12 protein-coding genes are annotated in these 20085 nt (G+C 72.0%); 3 read left to right on the plus strand and 9 right to left on the minus strand.

Annotated elements, in window-relative coordinates:
* Positions 1-150 precede the first annotated feature (150 nt).
* Genes ACFQRF_RS11710 through ACFQRF_RS11725 form a run of 4 tightly spaced genes read right to left on the minus strand, consistent with a single transcriptional unit; the run spans position 151 to position 5842 of the window.
* Positions 151-2199: a beta-galactosidase gene (locus ACFQRF_RS11710; RefSeq protein WP_379871071.1), complete on the minus strand. Its 2049-nt coding sequence runs from the start codon at positions 2197-2199 to the stop codon at positions 151-153.
* Between the two features lie 40 nt (positions 2200-2239).
* Entirely contained in the window at positions 2240-3151 is a 912-nt protein-coding gene (locus ACFQRF_RS11715; protein WP_379871072.1) for a carbohydrate ABC transporter permease, read from the minus strand.
* Positions 3148-4185, minus strand: coding sequence for an ABC transporter permease (locus ACFQRF_RS11720; protein WP_379871073.1), 1038 nt, complete (start codon positions 4183-4185; stop codon positions 3148-3150). Before ACFQRF_RS11720 ends, ACFQRF_RS11715 begins: the two co-directional genes overlap by 4 nt.
* Positions 4178-5842, minus strand: a complete 1665-nt coding sequence (locus ACFQRF_RS11725) for an extracellular solute-binding protein (RefSeq protein WP_379871074.1) — start codon at positions 5840-5842, stop codon at positions 4178-4180. The genes ACFQRF_RS11720 and ACFQRF_RS11725 overlap by 8 nt, the downstream gene beginning before the upstream one ends.
* A gap of 223 nt (positions 5843-6065) precedes the next feature.
* On the opposite strand from ACFQRF_RS11725, the gene ACFQRF_RS11730 reads away from it, so the two are divergent.
* Both ACFQRF_RS11730 and ACFQRF_RS11735 read left to right on the plus strand, forming a co-directional pair.
* The gene (locus tag ACFQRF_RS11730; RefSeq protein ID WP_379871075.1) at positions 6066-7295 is read left to right on the plus strand and encodes an ROK family protein; all 1230 of its coding nucleotides are present in this window, start codon (positions 6066-6068) and stop codon (positions 7293-7295) included.
* Positions 7296-8385: 1090 nt separating this feature from the next.
* Positions 8386-11220, plus strand: coding sequence for a glycoside hydrolase family 3 C-terminal domain-containing protein (locus tag ACFQRF_RS11735; protein WP_379871076.1), 2835 nt, complete (start codon positions 8386-8388; stop codon positions 11218-11220).
* A 207-nt stretch (positions 11221-11427) separates the two neighbouring features.
* Here the strand turns inward: ACFQRF_RS11735 and ACFQRF_RS11740 are convergent, their stop codons facing one another.
* The 3 genes from ACFQRF_RS11740 to ACFQRF_RS11750 form a co-directional block, all read right to left on the minus strand.
* Entirely contained in the window at positions 11428-12345 is a 918-nt protein-coding gene (locus ACFQRF_RS11740) for a hypothetical protein (RefSeq protein ID WP_379871077.1), read from the minus strand.
* 73 nt (positions 12346-12418) lie between these two features.
* Complete coding sequence (locus ACFQRF_RS11745) at positions 12419-15487, minus strand: hypothetical protein (protein ID WP_379871078.1); 3069 nt, start codon at positions 15485-15487, stop codon at positions 12419-12421.
* Positions 15488-15892: 405 nt separating this feature from the next.
* Positions 15893-17008 (minus strand): FAD-dependent monooxygenase, encoded by a 1116-nt coding sequence (locus ACFQRF_RS11750; protein WP_379871079.1) that lies wholly within the window; start codon positions 17006-17008, stop codon positions 15893-15895.
* Between the two features lie 359 nt (positions 17009-17367).
* Here ACFQRF_RS11750 and ACFQRF_RS11755 point away from each other — a divergent pair, with 359 nt between their 5' ends.
* Positions 17368-17817, plus strand: coding sequence for a CBS domain-containing protein (locus ACFQRF_RS11755; RefSeq protein ID WP_379871080.1), 450 nt, complete (start codon positions 17368-17370; stop codon positions 17815-17817).
* Positions 17818-17979: 162 nt separating this feature from the next.
* Here ACFQRF_RS11755 and ACFQRF_RS11760 read toward each other — a convergent pair whose 3' ends face one another.
* On the minus strand, positions 17980-18903 hold the full coding sequence (locus tag ACFQRF_RS11760; RefSeq protein ID WP_379871081.1) for a CPBP family intramembrane glutamic endopeptidase: 924 nt from the start codon (positions 18901-18903) through the stop codon (positions 17980-17982).
* 129 nt (positions 18904-19032) lie between these two features.
* Positions 19033-20070, minus strand: a complete 1038-nt coding sequence (locus ACFQRF_RS11765; RefSeq protein ID WP_379871082.1) for a LacI family DNA-binding transcriptional regulator — start codon at positions 20068-20070, stop codon at positions 19033-19035.
* Between the last annotated feature and the right edge of the window lie 15 nt (positions 20071-20085).

The raw sequence follows: 20085 nt of genomic DNA on the forward strand, positions 1-20085 counted from the left end.
TCCGTTGGGGCGGCGCGGTCGGCTCCACCGGCCACCACGGTCCCTTCGGGCACTGCGGGTGACCTCTCCCGTCCCGCAGGCCCGGCCCCCTGGGCGCCGACGGCCCAGGGCGGTCCGGTCGCACCGGCGCCGCCGGACCGCTCAACGGCCCTAGGCGAGCGGCCGCCCCTCCAGCACCGCCACCCCGCCCGCCGCGAGCCGCAGGCCCTCGGCCGGCGCCCCGGAGACCAGATCCCGGGCGCCGCGGCGCAGGCCCAGCCCCTCGACGTCGAGGCGGTGCGCGGCTTCGGTGTGGTTGAGCACGAACACCCACGCCGTCCCGTCCCGATGGCGGCGCACCACCTCCACACCCGCCGGGACCGCGCCCGCGCCGGGCGCCCCGGCCACGTGCGGGGCGGCCAGACCCAGCAGCCGCCCGAAGGCGTCGTCGGACAGCCGGGTCGACACGTACCACGCGGTGCCCGCGCCGTGCCGGTGCCGGGTGACGGCCGGCAGCCCGGCGAGCGGCCCCGCCGCGTACCCGGCCACCGCCTCGGCACCGGCCAAGTGCACCCGCTCGCTCCAGTCCGAGCCCGCACCCAGTTCCGGCCGCCCCGCGTCCACGGCCAGCGGCACCGACTCCTCCGGGCCGAGCGGATGGAACTCCTCCACCCGGACGCCCAGCAGGTCCCGCAGCGCCCCCGGGTAGCCGCCGGTCCGCACCCTCCCGAATGTGTCGGCCACGCCGCTGAGGTACCCGGCGACCAGCGTCCCGCCGGCCGCGACGTACTCGGTCAGCGCCCGCGCCGTGGCGTCGGAGGCGAGGTACAGCGCCGGTACGACCAGCAACGGCGCGGACACCCCCAACGGCCGCCCCTCCTCCCGGACGGGCGCCGCGAAATCCACGGTGCACCCCGCCCGCCACAGCACCCGGTGCGCCTGCCGTACCGCCGCGAGGTAGTCGATCCCCGACGACGGGAGCGACGGAGCGTCCAGTGCCCACCAGCACTCCGGGTCCCACAGCACGGCGGCGCCGGTGGCGACATCGGCGTCCCGCGCCGCCGCCAGCCGCGGCAGCAGTCCGCCCAGCGCGCACACCTCCCGGAAGACCCGCGAATCCGGCCCGGCGTGCGGGACCATCCCGGCGTGCCACTGTTCGGCACCGCCCCGTGACGCCCGCCACTGGAAGAACATCGCGCCGCGCGAACCCCGCGCCAGGTGGGCCAGGCTGTGCCGGGTCAGCTCGCCCGCGGCTTTCGGGCGGGTCCGGCCGCCCGCCGTGTAGGTGACCCCGGCCGCCTGCTCCATCAGCAGCCAGGGCCGTCGGCCCGCCCACGACCGGGCGAGGTCGGCGGCGAACGCCGTCTGCTCCGCCGCCGCGAGCCCCGTCTCGTCCGGGTAGTGGTCGACCGCCACCAGGTCCAGGTGCTCCGCCCACGTCCACGGGTCCACCGGCACCCATCCGCCGTACGCGAAATTCGTGGTGACGGGCACCCCCGGCGCCGCGGCGCGCAGCACGTCGCGCTGCGCGCGGTAGTGGCCGAGCATCGCGTCGGACAGGAAACGGCGGAAGTCGAGCCGGTGCGCCGGGTTGGGCAGGTACTGGGTGGCGCGCGGCGGCTGGATCTGGTCCCAGTCCGCGTAGCGCTGACTCCAGAATGCGGTGGTCCACGCCTCGTTGAGCGCGGCCAGCGCCCCGTAGCGGTCGCGCAGCCAGGTCCGGAAGGCCCGCGCCACGTGATCGCAGTGGCACCAGGTGCCGTACTCGTTGTGCACGTGCCACAGGGCCAGCGCCGGGTGGCGGCCGTAGCGGGCCGCCAGCGCGCGGGCGATCCGGCGGGACGCCACGGCGTAGGCGGGCGCGCAGACGCAGTAGGTGTCGCGGCTACCGTGGGTGAGGCGCACGCCGTCGGCGGTCACCGGCAGCGCGTCGGGGTAGGCCGGCCCGAACCAGGGCGGCGGCGAGGCCGTCGGGGTGGCCAGTGCCGCCCGGACCCCGTTGGCGTGCAGGTCATCGAGCACCCGGTCCAGCCAGCCGAAGTCGTACCGGCCCTCCTCGGGCTCCAGCAGGCTCCAGGAGAACACGCCCACGGTCGCCAGGGTGACGCCGGCCCGGCGCATCAGCGCCATGTCCTCGCGCCGTACCTCCTCGGGCCACTGCTCGGGGTTGTAGTCGCCGCCGTACCAGTAGCCGGTCTCGGGTGCGCCCGGAACCGTCACGCCCGTCTCCTTCCGCCCCGCCATGTGCTTCCCCGCCGGTTCAGCCCTTGACCGCGCCGATGATGACGCCCTTGGTGAAGTGCCGCTGCACCAGCGGGTACACGAGGGTCACCGGCACCAGCGCGACCACCACGATCGCCATCTGGATGGCGAGGTTGGGCGGCAGCGCCGTGGCCGTGGAGGGGTCCACCAGTGATCCCGCGGTGATCGACTGCTGCTGCAGCACGTACTGCCGCAGGATCACCTGCAGCGGCCACCTGCTGTTGTCGTTGATGTAGAGCACCGCGTTGAAGAAGGCGTTCCAGTACCCCACCGCGTAGAACAGGCCGATGACGGCGGTGACGCCCTTGGACATCGGCAGCACCAGCCGGGTGAGGATCCGCCACTCGCTCGCACCGTCGACCCGCGCGCTGTCCCCGATCTCGGCGGGGATGTTCATGAAGAACGCCCGCATGACCACGACGTTGAACGCGTTGACCGCCGCCGGCAGGATCAGCGACCAGTAGCTGTCGATCAGCCCCAGTGAGCTGACCAGCAGGTAGAGCGGGATCATGCCGGGCCCGAACAGGAAGGTCAGCAGCACGGTGAACAGCAGCGGCCGGTGCCACAGCGAGCCCGGCCGGGACAGCCCGTAGGCGGCCAGCACCGTGGCGCCGAGGCTGACCGCCGTGCCCACGACGGTGACGCCGAGGCTGACCAGCACCGCCCGCGTCACCACGCCGCCGGCGAAGAGTTCGGTGTAGGCGGCGAAGCTGAGTCCGTCGGGCACGAGGACCAGCCCGCCGGCCCGGTTGATGCTCTCGGCCGGGGAGAGGCTGGTCAGCACGACCACGTAGATCGGCAGGACCACCACGAGCGCGATGGCGACCAGGGCGACGCCCTTGCCGGTACGGCCCAGGATGCCCGGAGTCTCCGCCCATACCGGGCGCTGGGGGTGTGTTCTCGCTGTCATGTCCGCCGGTAGATCCCATGTTCGCCCAGCCGGTGCGCCACCTTGTTGGCCACCAGGATGAGAATCAGCCCCACCACGCCCTTGACCAGGCCGGCCGCCGCTCCATAGCTGTAGGCGCCGGTGACGAGGGTGCGGTGGTAGATGAACGTGTCGAGCACCTCGGCCGCCTGGGCGCCGAACGCGTCGCGCTGCAGGAAGAACTGCTCGAATCCGACGTTGAGCGCGTCGCCGAGCCGCAGGATGAGCAGCAGCACGATGACCGGCCGCAGCCCCGGCAGCGTGATGTGCCACATGCGCCGCCAGCGTCCGGCGCCGTCCACGGCCGCCGCCTCGTACAGGTTCTGGTTGATGGCCGCCAGCGCGGCCAGGAAGATGATCGTCCCCCAGCCGGCGTCCTTCCACACCGTCTGCGCGGTGACCACGAGCAGGAAGGCGTCGGGGTTGGTCATGATGTCCAGCGCCTCGAACCCGTTGCTGCGCAGCAGCTGTGAGAGGAGCCCGGCGCCGCCGATGATCTGCTGGAACAGCGTCACCACCAGCACCCACGAGAAGAAGTGCGGCATGTACACGATGCTCTGCAGCGCCAGCCGGATCCGGGGCGACATGACGCTGTCCAGCAGGATCGCCAGCCCGATGGGGATCGGGAAGTAGAACACGAGCTGCACGGCGGTGATCAGCAACGTGTTGCCGGTGGCGTGCCAGAACGAGACGTCGGTGAACAGCCAGTAGAAGTTGTCGAACCCCACCCACGGGCTGCCGAGAAAGCCGTCGAACGGGTTGTAGTCCTGGAACGCGATGACGTTGCCGGCCGTGGGGACGTAGTGGAACACCGCGAGCAGCCCGACCGCCGGCACCGTCATGAGCAGCAGTTGCCAGTCGCGGCGCAGCCGCGCCCTCAGCGACGCGCGGCGGCGGGGGCGCGGCGGCCCGTCGGCGGCCCGTGCGCGGCGGCCGGTGCCGCGCCCGGACGGGCGCGGCGCGGGGGAGACGTGGGGTGCCTCGGCGGTGCCCCCGGCGCCCCGGCGGCTAGGCACGGCCGTTGTCCTGCAGGACCTGCAGGTAGAACTCGCGGGCCGCGTCACCGCCGTCGCGGCGCCATTCCCGCACGATCGTGTCCAGGGCGCCGACGTCGCGCCGGCCCCGGATGACGTCGTTCACCTTGTCCGTGGTGGGGGTTTCCAGGCCGGCGTAGTCGGTGGGCCGCTGGATGCGGATCCCCTCGAACGGGTTCGGCCCGGCGTACTGGGCGGCGTCGTTGTACCAGGTGGTGAACGACTCGACGTAGTCGGGGTACTGGCTCTCGGTGATGGCCGGCGGGCGCCCGCTGATGAACAGGTAGCCGTTGGAGACCTCCCGCTGGCCGAGTTCGGTCAGCTGCGGGGCGCCGTCGCCGTCGAACTCGAAGTGTTCGCCCTCGGCGCCGTAGCGGTAGGTCACGTACTCCTCGGTGCCGAACGGGGCGGCGCAGTAGTCGCAGACGCTGAGGATCTCCTCGATCTGCTCGGGCTCCAGCCCCTTCCGGATGAAGACCGTGTGCTCGGAGGGGTCGTTGCGGTGCAGCACGGGGGCGCCGCCGTCGTGGCCGAACGCCGGGAGCAGGTCCATCCGGTAGTCGGGGTTCTCCGGCAGCACGTCCTGGTAGGCCTCGGTCCAGCCGCCGAAACCGTCCTGGTCGATGACGGTGCGCCCGGACTTGAGCAGCTCCTTGCTGTTGCCCCCGCCCCCGACCAGGTCCGGGTGGACCAGCCCGGCGTCGAACACCCGGCGCATGAACTCCACGGTGGCCCGGAACTCCGGGGTCTCGAACTGGTGGACCAGTTCGCCGTTCTCGTACCGCCACTCGCGCGGGGCGCCGAACAACTGGCGGGCGACGAGCGAGAAGTCGCCGAACGCCCAGCGGTTGTTGTCGGGGTCGTTGATCTCCTGGCCGAGCTCGAACAGCTCCTCGGCGGTGCTCGGCAGCGGCCAGTCGTGCTGCTCGAACAGGTCGCGGCGGTAGAACAGCCACTGGGAGAACGGCTGGGCCGGCAACGGGATGCCCTGCAGCCGCTCGTTGAAGACCCCCCACTTCCAGGCGTCGCTGGAGAGGTTGGCGAGCATCGGGTACGGCTCGACCGCGTTCCCGGCCAGGTAGGGCGTGAGGTCCTCGAAGAGCTCGCCGACCGCCCGGCCGAACTGCGGGATGAGGTTGATGAGCCAGTCGGGGACCATGGTGATGTCGGCGACGTCACGGGCCGCGATCACCGCGTTCATCTTGTCGATGATGGTGTTGCCGTCCTGGAAGTTGAACTCCACGGTGGCGCCCATGCGCTCGTTCACCAGCGCGTAATGCGAGTTGCTGCCCAGGCCCGGGGGGATGGGACCCCATAGCGGGGTCATCGCGCGGTAGTGGCCGCCGCTGCCGCGCGAGCCGCCGTCCAGGGCGCGCGCCAGCGGGTCGGGGTAGGCGGTGAACCCGTCGGGTGCGCCGTCGACCCCGGGGATGTCAGGGGCCGGCCCGGCGAACGGGATGTGGTCGGGGATGAGGGCGTCGAGCCGGTCGACGCCGGCGGCCGACCCGGTGCCGGGGCGAGGGCCGTCGGGGGCGCAGCCGGCGAGCAGCCCGCCCGAGAGCGCGGCCGCGGTGGAGGCGCCGGCGAGTCCGAGGAAGCGGCGGCGGCTGGGCGCCGGGAATGGTGGCCTGGGGGACATGGCGAGTTCCTTCGCTGGCACGGCGGAAGGCCGGGTGTGGGGTCGATCAAGCTCCGGTAGAATTAGTTTGCAAGCCCGACAAACAAATTACTCGATGGGTGATCTGCGCCACAAGCACCCAGGTGGTGGCCGCCGCCGGTACTCCCGGCCCGCCGGACCACGTCCCCGCACCCGCACGGTGGTCACGGGCCACCGCGACCGGCCGACCCAGACAGGGCCCACAGTGATCACACCGCCCACGGACCCGCAACGTGTGGACGCCGCCGACGTCCGCAGCACCAACCTCGCCGTCGTGCTGCGCTGCGTGCGCGAGCAGGCGCCCTGCTCCCGCGCCGACATCGCGGCGGCCACCGGGCTGAACAAGACCACCGTCTCCAGCCTCGTCTCCGAGCTGCTGAAACGCCGGCTGCTGCGCGAGGTCGGCATGGCCGGCAACCGCGTCGGCCGCCCGGCCGTCATGCTCACGCTGGACGGCGCCTCCTACGCCGCCATCGGCGTCGAGGTGGCCGCCGAGCACCTGACCGCGATCGCCGTCGACCTGACCGGCCGCACCCTGCTGTCCTGGCGGCGCGCACTCCCGCCGGAAGCCCGCACCCGCCTGGTGACCACGGTCGCCGCGCTCGGCCGCCGCGTCGTCACCCGCGCCGACCAGGACGGCCGCACCGTGCTCGGCCTCGCCGTCGCACTCGCCGACGGCACCGGGGCAGGGCCCGGCTTCGCCACCGACCTCGCCGCGGCGCTGCAGGCCCCCACCTTCCCGGTGGAGGCCGGCCGCGGCGCCGACTTCGCGGTGCTGGCCGAGCGCCGTTTCGGGCCGCACGCCGGGGTCGCCGACCTGGTGTACCTCACCGCGGACCCGGCCCCGGCCGCCGGTCTGGTCCTCGGAGGGACGCCGCACCGCGGCAGCCTCGGCCGCAGCGGCGACATCGCCCACCTGGTGGTCGACCCGGCCGGCCCGGCGTGTGCCTGCGGCCGGCGCGGTTGCCTGACGGCGGTGGCCGGTGCCGCGGCCGTCGCCCGCCGCGCCACGCCCCCGGGAGCCGAGGCCGTGGCACAGACGAAGGGCGCGCCGGTCGACGTGGACCAGCGGATCGACGCGGCCGTCGCCCGCGCCCACGCCGGCGACCGCCCCACGCTGGACGCCCTCGCGGCGGCGGGACGTGACCTGGGCGGCGGCGTCGCGGTGCTGCTCCGCGTGCTGGACCCGGCCGTCGTGGTCCTGGGCGGGCACTACGCCCCGCTCGCCCCGTGGCTGCTGCCGGGGGTGCACGCCGTCCTGCGGGAGCAGGAGGCCGACGTCGACGGCCGCCGCGTGGTCGCCTCGACGCTCGGCCGGGACGCCGCCGCGCTCGGCGCGGCCGGCTGGATCCTCGACGTGGTGGAGGGAGGGCGGCTGCCCGGTGACCATCTGTGGTCGGCGGCCGGGGCGGTGCAGCCGCGGCTCTTGACCTGAACCCGAAACACGTGCACGATTCAGATCGAAATTGATCGGAAATTGAGCAAATAGTCGGCGCTATGGATCGAAATGCGGCTGTGGCGGTGCTTCGCGTGCTGCTCCGCCCGCCACGACCGAGGAGACCCGCGATGGCTGAGCCCCGGCCGCCCGGACGATCGACGCCGAGAGGGCGAACGCTGCGCCGTCTCACAGCAGTGCCCTCCGGCGCTCCGCACTTCCGCCCTCGGAGCGTGCCGGCCCACCCGTCTTCGGGCCAAAGCCGCTGGCCGGCAGCCGACCCACCGCGGGCGGTGGAAGCAGCCAGGTCAACAAGGCGGACGGCACGACGGGAACGACGCGGGACCGGGCCGGGCCGACGCAGGCGACTGGTGGGGCGTCCGGAGGGGGAGTGGTGCCGGGCGTTGTGGGGCACAGCTTCGCGTGCTCCGGTGCCCGCCACGATCGAGAAGACGTTCAATGGCTGAGTCAAGCCGGCCGGGCGGCCAGCGCCGAGGGAGTGCCCGCCCGGCCGTCTCGTGGCGGTGCGTCCCATCGCGGAGGGGCCGGCCGTCGAGAGAACGCTGTGTCCCCGGCTCGGGCCGATGGTCATCCGGTCCGACCGGGCAGGCACGCGAAATGCTCGCCGTAAGCGATGGCAGCGGCCCGGAGCCGGAGTCGCTTGCGGCGTGGGCGCCCAGCCGCCGGACGTCGTGGGACGCTCCGTCACGCGCTCTGGGACCCCGCCGCGGCCCGGGATCCGCCATGGCTGAATCACGGCGCCCGAACGGTCAACGGCGCGGGGACGAATACCGGCGGCCGGCGGCGCGCTCGGAACCGCACGCGGACTCGGCCGGCGTGGGCCGGCGAGCGTCCGCCGTCGCCGGGGCCAGAGCGCCGGCCACAGCGACGAACCCTGTGCGCGATCGCGGGACCACCCCGGACGGTCGCCCGATCTCCCCGCCCCGCCAGGGGGTGACCGGCCGCCGCGCGGATCCGAACCTCCAGGTCGCCCCGGCCTTCGCGGGCAGGCGTTAGACCACCAGCCACCCCGGCTCGCTCCGGGCGCCGGGAGCCCAGGTTCACCAACCGCTCCACCAAGGAGGCCACCGTGACCGAACCCGCGCCCACCGACCTGCCCGCCGCTTCCGCCACGCACCCGTTCCGCGACCCCGACCTTCCTTTCGAGGACCGGATCACCGACCTCCTCGCCCGGCTCACCCCCGAAGAGCGGGTCGCGCTGCTGCACCAGTACCAGCCGCCCATCGACCGCCTCGGCATCGCCGAGTTCCGCACCGGCACCGAGGCGCTGCACGGACTCGCCTGGTGCGGCCCCGCCACCGTGTTCCCGCAGGCCGTCGGCCTGGCCAGCACCTGGGACCCCGACCTGCTGCGCAGGGTCGGCGCGGCCACCGCCGCCGAGGTCGTCGCCCGGCACCGCCAGGAGCCCGCCCTCGCCGGCCGCAACGTGTGGTCCCCGGTCGTCAACCCGCTGCGCGACCCGCGCTGGGGCCGCAACGAAGAGGGCTACGCCGAGGACCCATGGCTCACCGGCGTGCTCGGCACCGCCTACGCCCGCGGGCTGGCCGGCGACGACCCGCGGCGGCTGCGCACCGCGCCCACGCTCAAGCACTTCCTCGGCTACAACAACGAGACCGACCGCTGCACCACCTCCAGCAACCTGCCGCCCCGCGTGCTGTGGGAGTACGAGCTGCCCGCCTACCTGCCCGCCCTGCGCGCAGGCGCGGCCGTCGCCGTCATGCCGTCGTACAACCTGGTCAACGGCCGCCCGGCGCACCTCAGCCCCCTCATCGCCGACGTGCTGCGCGTTGCCGCCCCCGGGCCGATCCTCGTGGTCAGCGACGCCTACGCGCCCGGCAACATCGCCGAACTCCAGCGCTTCCACCCCGACCCGCCGCACGCCTACGCACACGCCGTCCGCGCCGGCCTGGACAGCTTCACCCAGGACGACGGACGCCCCGAACCCACGCTCTCCCACCTCCGCCAGGCGCTGCACGACGGCCTGCTCGACCAGGCCGACGTCGACGCGGCGGTCCGGCACGTCCTGTCGATCCGCTTCCGGCTGGGCGAGTTCGACCCCGACCCGTGGAACGGCGAGCCAGTGGGCGCCGTCCCCGACCCCGCCCACCAGGACCTCGCCCGTGAGGCGGCGCGGCGCGCCATCGTGCTGCTGAAGAACGACGGTCTGCTGCCCCTGCGCGCCCCGCGCCGGATCGCGGTCATCGGGCAGCTCGGCGACACCCTCCAGGAGGACTGGTACAGCGGAACACTGCCCTACGCCGTCACCGCCCGCGCCGGCATCGCCGAGCGGGCCGAGACCGTGTTCTGCGAGGCGGCCGACCGGATCGCGCTGCGGCACGGCGGCGGGTACGTCACGGCCCGCGGCGACGGCCGGCCACTGACCCTGGCCCCCGGCGGCGCCGACGTGGACGGTTCCATCGCCTTCGACGTGTTCGACTGGGGTGGCGCCTGGGCACTGCGCGCCGTGGCGGACGGCCGCTACGTCTCGGAGAACGGCGACGACGTCCTCGTCAACGACCAGCCCGGCCCCAATGGCTGGGAGGTCCGGCAGACCTTCCGTGCCCAGGAACGCCCTGACGGCGCGATCGTCCTCTTCCACATCGCGACCGGCCGCTACGTCACCGTGGCCGGCGACGGGGTGCTCCGGCTGGCCGCCGACGCCGACGCGGCGGCCCCGTTCACGGTCGACCTGCTGCGCAGCGGCGCCGCGGAGGCCGCCGCCCTGGCCGCGTCCGCGGACGTCGCCGTGGTCGTCGCGGGCGACCACCCGCTGGTCAACGGCCGCGAGACCGAGGACCGCCGCGACCTCGACCTGCCCGCCGCCCAGGAGACGGTGCTGCGCGCCGTGCACGCGGTCAACCCGGCGACCGTGCTCGTCCTGAGCAGCGGCTACCCGTTCGGCATCACCTGGGCCGACGAGCACGTACCGGCGATCGTGTGGTCCGCGCACGGCGGCCAGGAGTACGGCCACGCCCTCGCCGAGGTCCTGTTCGGCGACGCCGAGCCCGCCGGACGGCTCACCCAGACGTGGTACCGCTCGGTCACCGAACTGCCCGACCTGTTCGACTACGACATCATCGCCAACGACGCAACGTACCTGTACTACCTGGGCACGCCGCTGTACCCGTTCGGGCACGGGCTCGGCTACGGGACGGTCGACTACCTCGGCATCGAGGTGACCGCCACCGGCGACCGAGTGGAGGTGACGGTGCGCCTCGCCAACCCGGGCGAGCGGGCCGTGGAGGAGGTGGTGCAGTGCTACACCCACCAGCACACCTCGCGGGTGAAGCAGCCGCTGCGCCAGCTGCGCGGCTTCACCCGGGTCCGGCTGGAGCCGGGGGAGACCCGGACGGTTCAGGTGGCGTTCGAGGCGGCGGCGCTGGCGGTCTGGGACGTGACGCGCGACCGGTACGTGGTGGAAGAGGCCCAGCGGACGGTCCAGGTGGGACGGTCCTCGCGGGACATCCGGCTGTCGGCACCCCTGCACGTCCCGGGAGAGGTGATCCCGCCGCGGGACCCGTACGCCGGGGCGTGGGCGGCGACCGGGCACGACGAGTACCACGGGGTGACGCCGTGCCCCGTGACCCGGGAGCGAGGAGAGGCGGTGCGGTGCACGGAACCCGCGGCGTGGGTGGCGTTCCGGGACGTGGACTTCGAGGCGGGAGCGACATCGTGTCGGCTGCTGGTGAACGCGCCGGAGGGCGGGACGATCACGCTGCGGTTGGACGATCCGCTGAGCGGGCCGGTCGTGGGGACCGTCGAGACGCCGGTCTGTGCCGAACCGTACGCGTTCACGGAGGTCACGGCCCCGCTCAACGGAGCCGAAGGGGCGCGTGACCTGTACGTGGTGCTCTCCCGGACGGGGATCGCGTTCGCGTCACTGGCGTTCGGGGCGGCGGACTGACGCCACGGTGGCCGACCGCCCTTGGCGCCGCACGCGGGTACGACGGCTGGCCCGGGCCGGTGCACGAACACCGGCCCGGGCCGCGGTTCCTCACCACTCTGCGCCAAGGAGGCAGGAACAGCGACCGACGCTATCGCGCCGCCCGCCGCCGCGTCCGGCGAACGCCGGTTCTTCTCGGCCGTCGGCCGAATCGATGGCGGAACACGGTCAGGTTCCGGTCTCCTCCGGCGGCTGGTCGGTGTCGAGGCGGGTCTCGACGCCGTCGATGATGGTCCAGCACTCCAACTCGTAGGGCCAGAGCCGGGGGAGGTGGGCGCGGGCTTCCTCCGGGTCGGGGAAGATGAAGGCGACGTTGTCGATGGGGCGGTCCGGGCCGAGGGCGTTGTCGCGGCGGGCGGCGCAGGCGTCGCGCATCTCGACGGCCGGAACGGTGCGGCCGAGGACGACGATCTTCAGGACGTGGCGGTTCTCGTCGTAGAGGCCCTTGAGATCGTGGCGGTAGACGTACGGTGTCTGGAGGTAGCCGCCCTTTGGAGAGATCCCCATGTGTTCGTGGGCGGGTACCGCCTGATCAAGGGCGGCTTCCGCGTCGAGGCTGAGGTCGTGGAACTGCACGAGCGTGGTGTCGTGCGGCCCCCGCAGGACTCGCCACGGGCCGGTCTCGAGCCAACGCCGGGAGACCAGATTGCGGTGGCCTTCCCCTCGAAAGGCGCAGGCCCACCCGTGTGGTAGGTGGTGGTTGCCGAACCCGGCCGCGTAGTAAGGGTCTGGATCGCCGATCCACTCGTCGTGGCGGGTTCCAAAGGAGGCGACTTCGAAGGGGATCGAGCCGAGGAAGGCAGGGAGGCCGGACGGGCCGTCAGCGAAGTCGAAGGTGGCGTGGACGACACCGTCCGTGTGGATGATCAGGTCATAGTGGTGCTGGTCATCGAGGAATGCGGCGACCGTCTGTCCGGCATCCACGTATCGCTCAATCCAGTCGGCCGTGACCGGAACACCTTTCTGGTCGACCCGAACCTCCTGGGGCAGTATCACGTCACCCCACAGTTCGAGCGCCCACAGGCGCCGGGCTATGGCGATGAGATCGGGCCCGCTGAAGGCCACGGAGAGCCGTTCCAGTCGCATTGTTCGCCTTCCGATGACAGGACGCTGCGTGTCCGTACTCCACACTACTGCCCAGTGGTGGTGTTGCCGTCGGCTATTCGCCGTCCAGGCCTAGCCATTCTTTTAGGTCAGTCCTGTTGCGAAGGAAATCGATGCTCTCCTGGTTTGCCCTCAACGTTCGTCGCAGCCCTTCGGGGCCGTGGATCTCGATCTCGATAGGGGCGCCTCGTCTTTCTTCCAGGAAGTCCGCCAAGAAGGTCGCGTTGCTTAGAGTCCCTCTCGGATCGGGGAATGCGACCCGGACGCTTCTGATCGGAAGCGGGTCATTCCGTCCCGGAACATTTATTTCGTTCCCGGGAATATTAAGGAGGTCTCTGATCTGACGTTCTTCTCGGTCGCCGAGTCTGGTCGTGACGTTCTTTATCTCAATGACCCGGCCGGATTCCACTCCCCTGACGTCTCTGACTTCGACGAAGTCGATCCGGCGGTTGCCCTCCAACTGGAATCCCAGCTGGCTCGCCTGTTCTCGGCTGATTCGGACCTGAGAGTGCCCCTCCGATGCGTACATCTCTTGGTACCATGCCTCGCCCAGACTGCCGCGATCCGAGCTGGCAAGGTCCCGGCTCGCCTCCAGCATCAGCTCGTGACTCGTGGCCCGGAAGGCCTGGTCGGCGTCGAGACCCCGGTCAAGGAGTTCCGTGAAGCGGGGGTCGTTCACGATGACGTCTTGATCCAGCACGTGGCGGACCAGAGCCTCGCGGAATTGCTCCTTGGCGAAGTGGCGAACGTAGTCGTGTGGGCGTCCGCCCAGATCGGCCCCCGGGTCATTCGAAATCGCGTTAAGGATATCGATCGGACGTCCGGCGGCATCGACATTGTTCGCGTCAATGAGGCCGAAGTCCGTCAGGACTTCGACGAACTTTCGAAGAGAGGAGTTGTCGCTCCTGGTGAGGACGTCGTAGGCCTGCTCTCGAGTGGTTCCCGGCTGGAAATCTTCCCGCTCGCGTCCTGTGACCTCCTGGAATTCTCCCTTGTCCCAATTCCACCTCAGCTGCGGCAGATCATCGCGAACCTCCAGGCGCCTGACGTACGGTGGGTCGCCCTTAACCCACGTGTAGCCGGGCGGAGCAGGGTCGGTGTTTTCCGGGTGCCAGGAGCCGTCGGCGGACGACTCCGGAGTTTCGCGATCCGACGATCCTCCGTCGCCCTCTGGCAGACCACCTGGCCCGCCCCCTCGGCCGCCGGGCGGCAGGTCCGGCCCGCCGCCCGACGGACCGCTGCCACCGCTGGGCGCGTCGATCGTCCCGGTACCACCGCGGCCCGACGGAGGAAGGTCGATCCCGTCGTTTGACGGGCCTCCTCCTGACGGTGTGTCCAGCCGTGCCGAAGGTGACAGGTCCGGTGACGACCCGCCGCCCGGCCGGTCGCCGATCGGCATCTCCGCGCGGCCCTCCGGCACGCCCGCGTTCACGAGTTCCCGCTGGCGGTCGTTGAGTTCGCCGATGATGCCCTCGGGGTGGGCCAGGTCGGCCAGGTCGAGGTCCTCGCCGAAGCGCTCGACGAGTTCCTGGATCTGCCGGGTGGTGGGCAGATTCTCGGGGGTCTGGAGCGGGTCGGAGGCGTCCGCGTCGGCGTCCCTTCGCTCCTGGTCGGCGTCCGCGTCGGCGTCGAGGTCCGGCGTGCGTGGTGCGTCGCCGGTCTCGCTGTCGGGCCCGTCCGGAGTGGTGTCGGCATCGTTGCGGTCGCTGTCGGCGGGCCGCTCCGCTTCGGCCGGTGGCTCGTCCCGCGTGGGGGGCTCGGGGGTCCGGTCGGTGGGTTCGGCGGGGGTGGTGTCCGCGTCCGGCCGGCTCGGCTCGGACGGTGTGCTGTCCGGGGTGTCCGGGCGGGTGGGGGTGTCGGGCGTCGGGGGGTCGGGGAGTTCGCTGAGGCGGGCGGCGTCGTCCAGGGACTCGTTGAGGCCGTCGAGTTGGTTACGCGGGATGCCGAGCCCGTCGAGAGCGGCGTCGAGTTCGGCGTCCGGGGACGGGCCGCCGTCGCGGCCGGGGCGGTCGGGGCCTTGGTCGATATGGAGGTCGGACCTGTCCGTTGGATTGTTCGGGGCGTCGGGTGCGTTCGGCGCGTTCGGTGTTTCGGGTCCGTCGCCGCGCACCCCGCTCAGGGCTCGCAGGATCCTTGAGCCGCGCATGGCCAGCAGCGGGGCGCCAACGACGGCGCCGACACCGGTGGCGCTCAGGACCACACCGGCGACGGTGGTGCCGATGTTGAGGATGCCCTGAGTGATGACGTAGCCGGGGCGGTCGCCCCACTCCCGCCAGGGCACGAAGGAGTGGGCCACCTCCTTCCACGCGTCCCAGGCGCTTGAGAGCCCGTTGACGCCCACCAGGGAGAGCACCCCGTCGAAGGTGTCGCCCCAGTACTGCTTCGCATTGTCGATGGGATTACCGTCGAACCAGCCACCGTCCTCTGTGTACAGCCCGACCATGGAGGCCGCGTCGAGGAACGGGGCGGAGACGAAATCCCAGATGCCGCTGCCGACGTCCGACAACCATCCGGCGTCGTGCTCCTGCGGGGTCGCCCATGGTGTCTGCACGCCTTCGGGCACGTCGGTGTAGCCGTAGACCTGCCGGCCGTCGCGCTCGGTGGGCTCGGCGCCGTATTCGCCGGCGACGAAGGTGGTCCCGCCGAAGATGGCGGTGATCTTGTTCGCGCAGGCGCGCTCCGCCGCCATGTAGGCGTTGAGTTTCGCGAGAATCTCGTCGTTGAGTTCGTTGAACTCCTCGACCTTGTCCTCGTCCTCGCGCCAGTCGTCGTTGGCGTCGATGTGCGCCTTGAACGCCACCGCCTCGGCTTTGAGTTCGCGCAGCCGGGCCTGGATGGGGCCGGCCTCCTCGGCGAAGTCGTCCAGCGCGTCAGCGACGGTGGAGATCGCGGAATTGAAGTCGTCGCCGGCGGTGGCCACCGGATTGACCGCCGCGAGCAGAATGTCGGCTTCGGGGGCGATGTAGTTGCCTTCCAGCCCGCCCCAGGCGCTCTTGATGTCGTTCCCGAGCTGGGCGATCCCGGTGCCGTCGCTGCGCAGGGCGCCGGCCGCGGTCTGCAGTTCGCAGACGTTGAGTTCGGGAACGATGATCTCGTCAGGCCGTATCACGTACTCTTCGCTCAACGCCGCACCCCAAGCGCCCCGTCATTCACCTGTCACCTCCGCCGCACCCCAGCGGATGAAATGTCCGACGGTTCGGGGTCGCACACGGATCCCGAATCGAGCGGACTTTCTGCCGCGATTATGGCCGACGGGTCGGACGAATCCAAGGCCGGTTTTTCGGCCCGGAATAAGGGCGGTGCACGTGGCGGAGGTACGTACGTACGGTGGAGGTGGATGCACACTGATTTCCGGGTGAATTCCCAGTTCAGGGTGCAGGTGAAATGCGGCGGCCTGCGCGGGCCGTCGATGTCCTTGACCCGGACTTTTTTTTATGATCTTGGTGCCGGTGATCATTTCGCGGCTCGGTGGCCGGTGATGGGGATGATGCCGGGTGGGTGCGACAGCGACGGCCCGCTCGGCCACGGCCTACAGCGGCTGTGCCGCACGCAGCCGTGCGTTGCGCGCCTCGATGGCCTCCCAGGTGGCGGGGACCACGAGGTCGGCCCCGCCCCGCGCGAACTCCTGGGCCGCCGCCGCGTGGGGGCGCTGGCGCTGCTCGTAGGCGCTGAAGGCCGCCTCGATGTCGTCGCCGTGACGGCCGAGCTCCTCGGCGAGCGTCCACGCCCCGAGCAGGGCCAGCGAGGTGCCGCGCCCGGCCATCGAAGTCGCGCAGTGCGCGGCGTCCCCGATCAGCACGACCCGTCCCCGGTGCCAGGTCGGCATGTGGATCTGGGCGATCGCGTCGAAGTAGAGCCGGGGATCGTGCTGGGCGGTCTCCAGCAGCTCGGGGACCTTCCAGTCCTCGATCCCGGCGAAGGCGTCGGCCAGGATGCGCTTCTGGGCGGCCAGGTCGTGGTAGTCGTAGTCGATCGGGTCGGACCGGAACTCGAAGATCGCCAGCGCCTTGTCGCGGTAACGGGCCACACCCGCGAAGCGCCCCGGCAGGTTGAGGATCTCCGTCTCGCGGGTGTCGCCGGGCGTCACCTGGCCGGGCGCGTCCGCGATCGCGACGTACACCCCGAGGGGCTCGGTGAACTCCTTCTCCGGGCCGAAGACCAGCCGGCGCACCCCCGAGTGCACCCCGTCGGCGCCGATGACGATGTCGTAGGCGGCCTCGCGGCCGGAGGCGAAGGTGACCGCGACCCGATCCCCGTCGTCGACCAGCCTCGCGATGGACTCCTCGAAGCGCAGGTCGACCTGCTCGGGCAGGGCCTGCCGCAGGATGATCATGAGGTCTTCGCGGGGGAGTTCGATGTCGTCAGAGGTCTCGTTGATCTCTTGCATCACCAGGGAGGCGACCGCCGCGCCGGACCGGTCGACGAACTTCGTCCGCTCGGTCATCGTGATCCGCCGCTCGCGCACCGCGTCCAGGATGCCCATCCGCTCGGCCGTCTCGATCGCGTCGCCGCGCACGTCTATGGGCGAGCCGTTGACGCGCAGGTGGTCCGACCGCTCGACGACCTCGACCTCGTGCCCGGCGCGCGCCAGATCGATGCCCGCGCACAGTCCGGCCGCTCCCGCACCACTGACCAGGATCTGCATCCCGTCCCCTCTCGCTCCCCTGTACCGACGCGGTGACTATAGCGACGATAAGTTGCTTTAGGGGTGGCGAGCGGCCTCCGGGCAGGATGTGACCCGATCGTTGTGTCCGCGTGCGACTGGCCCAGCGGGCCGTCGGCCCCCGCCACGCCCGGCCATCCGGGAGGCGCTTCGTCATGGCGGGACGGAATCCGGGCCCCGGCCGGGATCGTCGGCCTGAGGAGGCACGTCCCCGCACCGTCATGGCCTTCGGCCCTGTTCGTCCCCGGTCACCGCGCGTGAGTCTGGAACGTAGGCGGCCCCACCCGGCCGCCGGGACGGTCGTCAACACCGTCCGCCCGCGAACTCACGGGGGAACCGACATGAAGGTACGCGACGTCATGACGACCCCGGTCGACGCCATCCCACCGGTCGCCGCGGTGGCGGAGGCGGCCCGGGAGATGCAGCGGACCGGGGTCGGCTGCCTGGTCGTCATGGACGGGGGAATCATCGGCATCGTGACCGACCGTGACATCGTGCTGCGGTGCGTCGCGCAGGGCCGGTCGCCCGAGCAGACCCTGGTCCGGGACGTGATGTCACGCGACGCCAGGGTGGTCGACGCGGACGACGACCTGGAGGAGGTGTTCGACATCTTCGGCCACAACGCCTTCCGCCGGCTCCCGGTCGTGGACGGTCAGGCCGTCGTCGGGTTGGTGACCGTGGACGATCTGCTGCTGCGCGCGCACCACATGATCTCCGGGTTGCTCGGTCCCATCTCGATGGAGACCCTGGTCCCGCGGTCGCGCCGGCCGGCCGCGGGCGAGCGGCCGTAGGCCGGTGGCGGGGGCGGCCGGCGCTGCCGTCAGCCCTCCGGCGCCGTCGGCCCGCCGGATGGGGCGGGCCGTAGCGCCACGGCGGTGACCTTGTAGTCCGGGCAGCCGGTCACCGTGTCCGCGGCGGAGGAGGGCAGCAGGAGTTCACCGCCCTGCCGCCGCCTAACCGCGAGTGAGCACCGGCAGCAGCGTCACGCCGGTGATGCAGGTGTGCAGCAGGATGTTCATCCACAGATTGCGGTACCGCGACCACAGGTAGCCGAGCAGCAGCGCCGCGACGCCCTGCACCGCTATGCCCATCGCCACCGTCACCCACCACGCGGGGTAGGCGTGCGCGCCGATGCCGCTCGACACGCCGTAGATCAGGCCGGACAGCAGGATTCCCGGCCACCGGCCGAGGAGCAGTTCCAGCCGGGTCTGCAGCACCGCCCGGTAGAAGATCTCGCCGAGCACGACGGAGTCGGCGAAGGTCAGCAGCACCCGCGCCCACAACGGATACCCGCTCGGCAGGGCGTAGGGCGTGGGCAGCGGGCTGGTCCACGGGACGTAGACCGCCATGTACAGGTAGGCGGCGACGGCCACCACGCCCGCCCACCGCCACGACTCGGAGATGCGCACGCCCAATCTGGCCGTTCGCGGGACGCCGGCGCTGGTGTACCGCAGGATGCCCTCGGGGCCGATCAGGATCATGGGGACGATGAGCAGGAACAGCACCTTGGCGGTGTCGTAGGAGAGCGCGGGGAACGACGGGTTCACCATCCCCAGGAAGTGACCCAGGGCGACGTCGCCGACGTGGAATCCGACGAGGCAGCCGAGCAGTGCGGCGACCTCCATCGGAAGGTGCCGGATGCCGAGCTCCCGGCGCAGCCGTTCGGCCTCGGTCTCGGCGGGCGTGCGCCAGGGGATCAGCCGGATCAGCAGCAGCGCCACCGCGACCGCCGGCCATAGCTGGGTGAGCGGCCCCGAGGCCTGCCGGCTGGGTGAGGCGACCGAGGTGTGCCCGGTCGCGAACATCAGGGCGGTCGCCGCCACATAGGCCGCCGCACCGGCGGCGGCCACGGCCCACCGCCCTCGGGCTGCCAGCATGACCGAACCTCCCCCGGCGGCGGACCCCCGATGTCCGCCCGCACCACCTTCCACCAGCGTTCCCCGCCCTTGGCGGTCACATGAGGCCGAACAGGCAAAACACCAAAAAGGAAGAGGTGGAGCGCGCGCTCAGGCGGACCCGCGCCGCACGAGGGTGGTCGGGAGGATGACCGCGGCGCCGGGGGAGCCGTCGATGATCTCCATGAGCAGGCGCACCATCTCCGCGGCGATCCGGGGCAGCGGCTGCCGGACGGTGGTCAGCGGCGGGCTCGTGCCCGCGGCGATCGTGGTGTCATCGAAACCGCCGACCGCGACGTCGTCCGGCACCTTGATCCCCGCGCGGTGCAGCGCGCCGATCGCCCCCGCCGCCATCAGGTCCGACGCCACGAACACGGCGTCGAGGTCGGGAGCGGACCGCAGCAGCGACTCCATCGCCGCGGCGCCGCCCGCGCCGCTGTAGTCGCCGACCGCGACGAGCTCCGGTGCCGCCGCCTCGCCCATGACGTCGCGGTAGCCGGCGAGCCGGTCCACGCCGCCGGGGGTGTCGAGCGGCCCGGTGATGGTCGCGATCCGGCGGTGACCCCGCTCGCGCAGGTGGCGCACCATCTGGCGGGCGCCCTCGCGGTCGTCGGCCGCCACGTACGCGATCCCGCTCGCCTGCCCGATCGGCCGGCCGCACAGCACCAGCGGCGTCCCCGATCGGTGGAACGCGCCGACGAGCGGCTCGCCCGCCCGCCCCGACACCAGGAGGACGCCGTCGGCGTGCCCGGCCTCAACGTAGCGGCGGGCGCGCGCCCGCTCCTCCGGTGTGCCGGCGGTCAGCAGGGTGAGCGGGAGATCATGCCGGGCCAGCGCCTTGGTGCAGCCGTGCAGCAGCACCCCGAACGTCGGGTCCTCGAACAGCCGTTCCTGGGGCTCGGTGAGCAGGAACGCCACCGAGCCCGCCCGCCGCGTCTTCAGGCTGCGCGCCGCCGGGTTGGGCACGTACCCGGTCGTCCGCACCGCCTCCTGCACCGCCAGACGCGCCTTCGCGCTGACGTTGGCGCCCCCGTTGAGCACCCGCGACACGGTGCCACGCGAGACCCCGGCCGCCGCCGCGACGTCGTGGATGGTGGGGCGGTCCGCCGCTGCGCGCGGGCGGGGCCGTCGTGACTGCTCGGGTGCCATGTGCTCCTCGGTCCG

The sequence above is a fragment of the Marinactinospora rubrisoli genome (assembly GCF_042664915.1).
In the GTDB taxonomy this organism is placed as follows: Bacteria; Actinomycetota; Actinomycetes; order Streptosporangiales; family Streptosporangiaceae; genus Marinitenerispora; species Marinitenerispora rubrisoli.

Bases quoted from the DNA above. Each gene is read 5' to 3' on its own strand.
- ACFQRF_RS11725 (WP_379871074.1), bottom strand. From the start codon at position 5,842: ATGTCCCCCAGGCCACCATTCCCGGCGCCCAGCCGCCGCCGCTTCCTC.
- ACFQRF_RS11760 (WP_379871081.1), bottom strand. From the start codon at position 18,903: ATGCTGGCAGCCCGAGGGCGGTGGGCCGTGGCCGCCGCCGGTGCGGCG.
- ACFQRF_RS11750 (WP_379871079.1), bottom strand. From the start codon at position 17,008: ATGCAGATCCTGGTCAGTGGTGCGGGAGCGGCCGGACTGTGCGCGGGC.
- ACFQRF_RS11755 (WP_379871080.1), top strand. From the start codon at position 17,368: ATGAAGGTACGCGACGTCATGACGACCCCGGTCGACGCCATCCCACCG.
- ACFQRF_RS11715 (WP_379871072.1), bottom strand. From the start codon at position 3,151: ATGACAGCGAGAACACACCCCCAGCGCCCGGTATGGGCGGAGACTCCG.
- ACFQRF_RS11765 (WP_379871082.1), bottom strand. From the start codon at position 20,070: ATGGCACCCGAGCAGTCACGACGGCCCCGCCCGCGCGCAGCGGCGGAC.
- ACFQRF_RS11740 (WP_379871077.1), bottom strand. From the start codon at position 12,345: ATGCGACTGGAACGGCTCTCCGTGGCCTTCAGCGGGCCCGATCTCATC.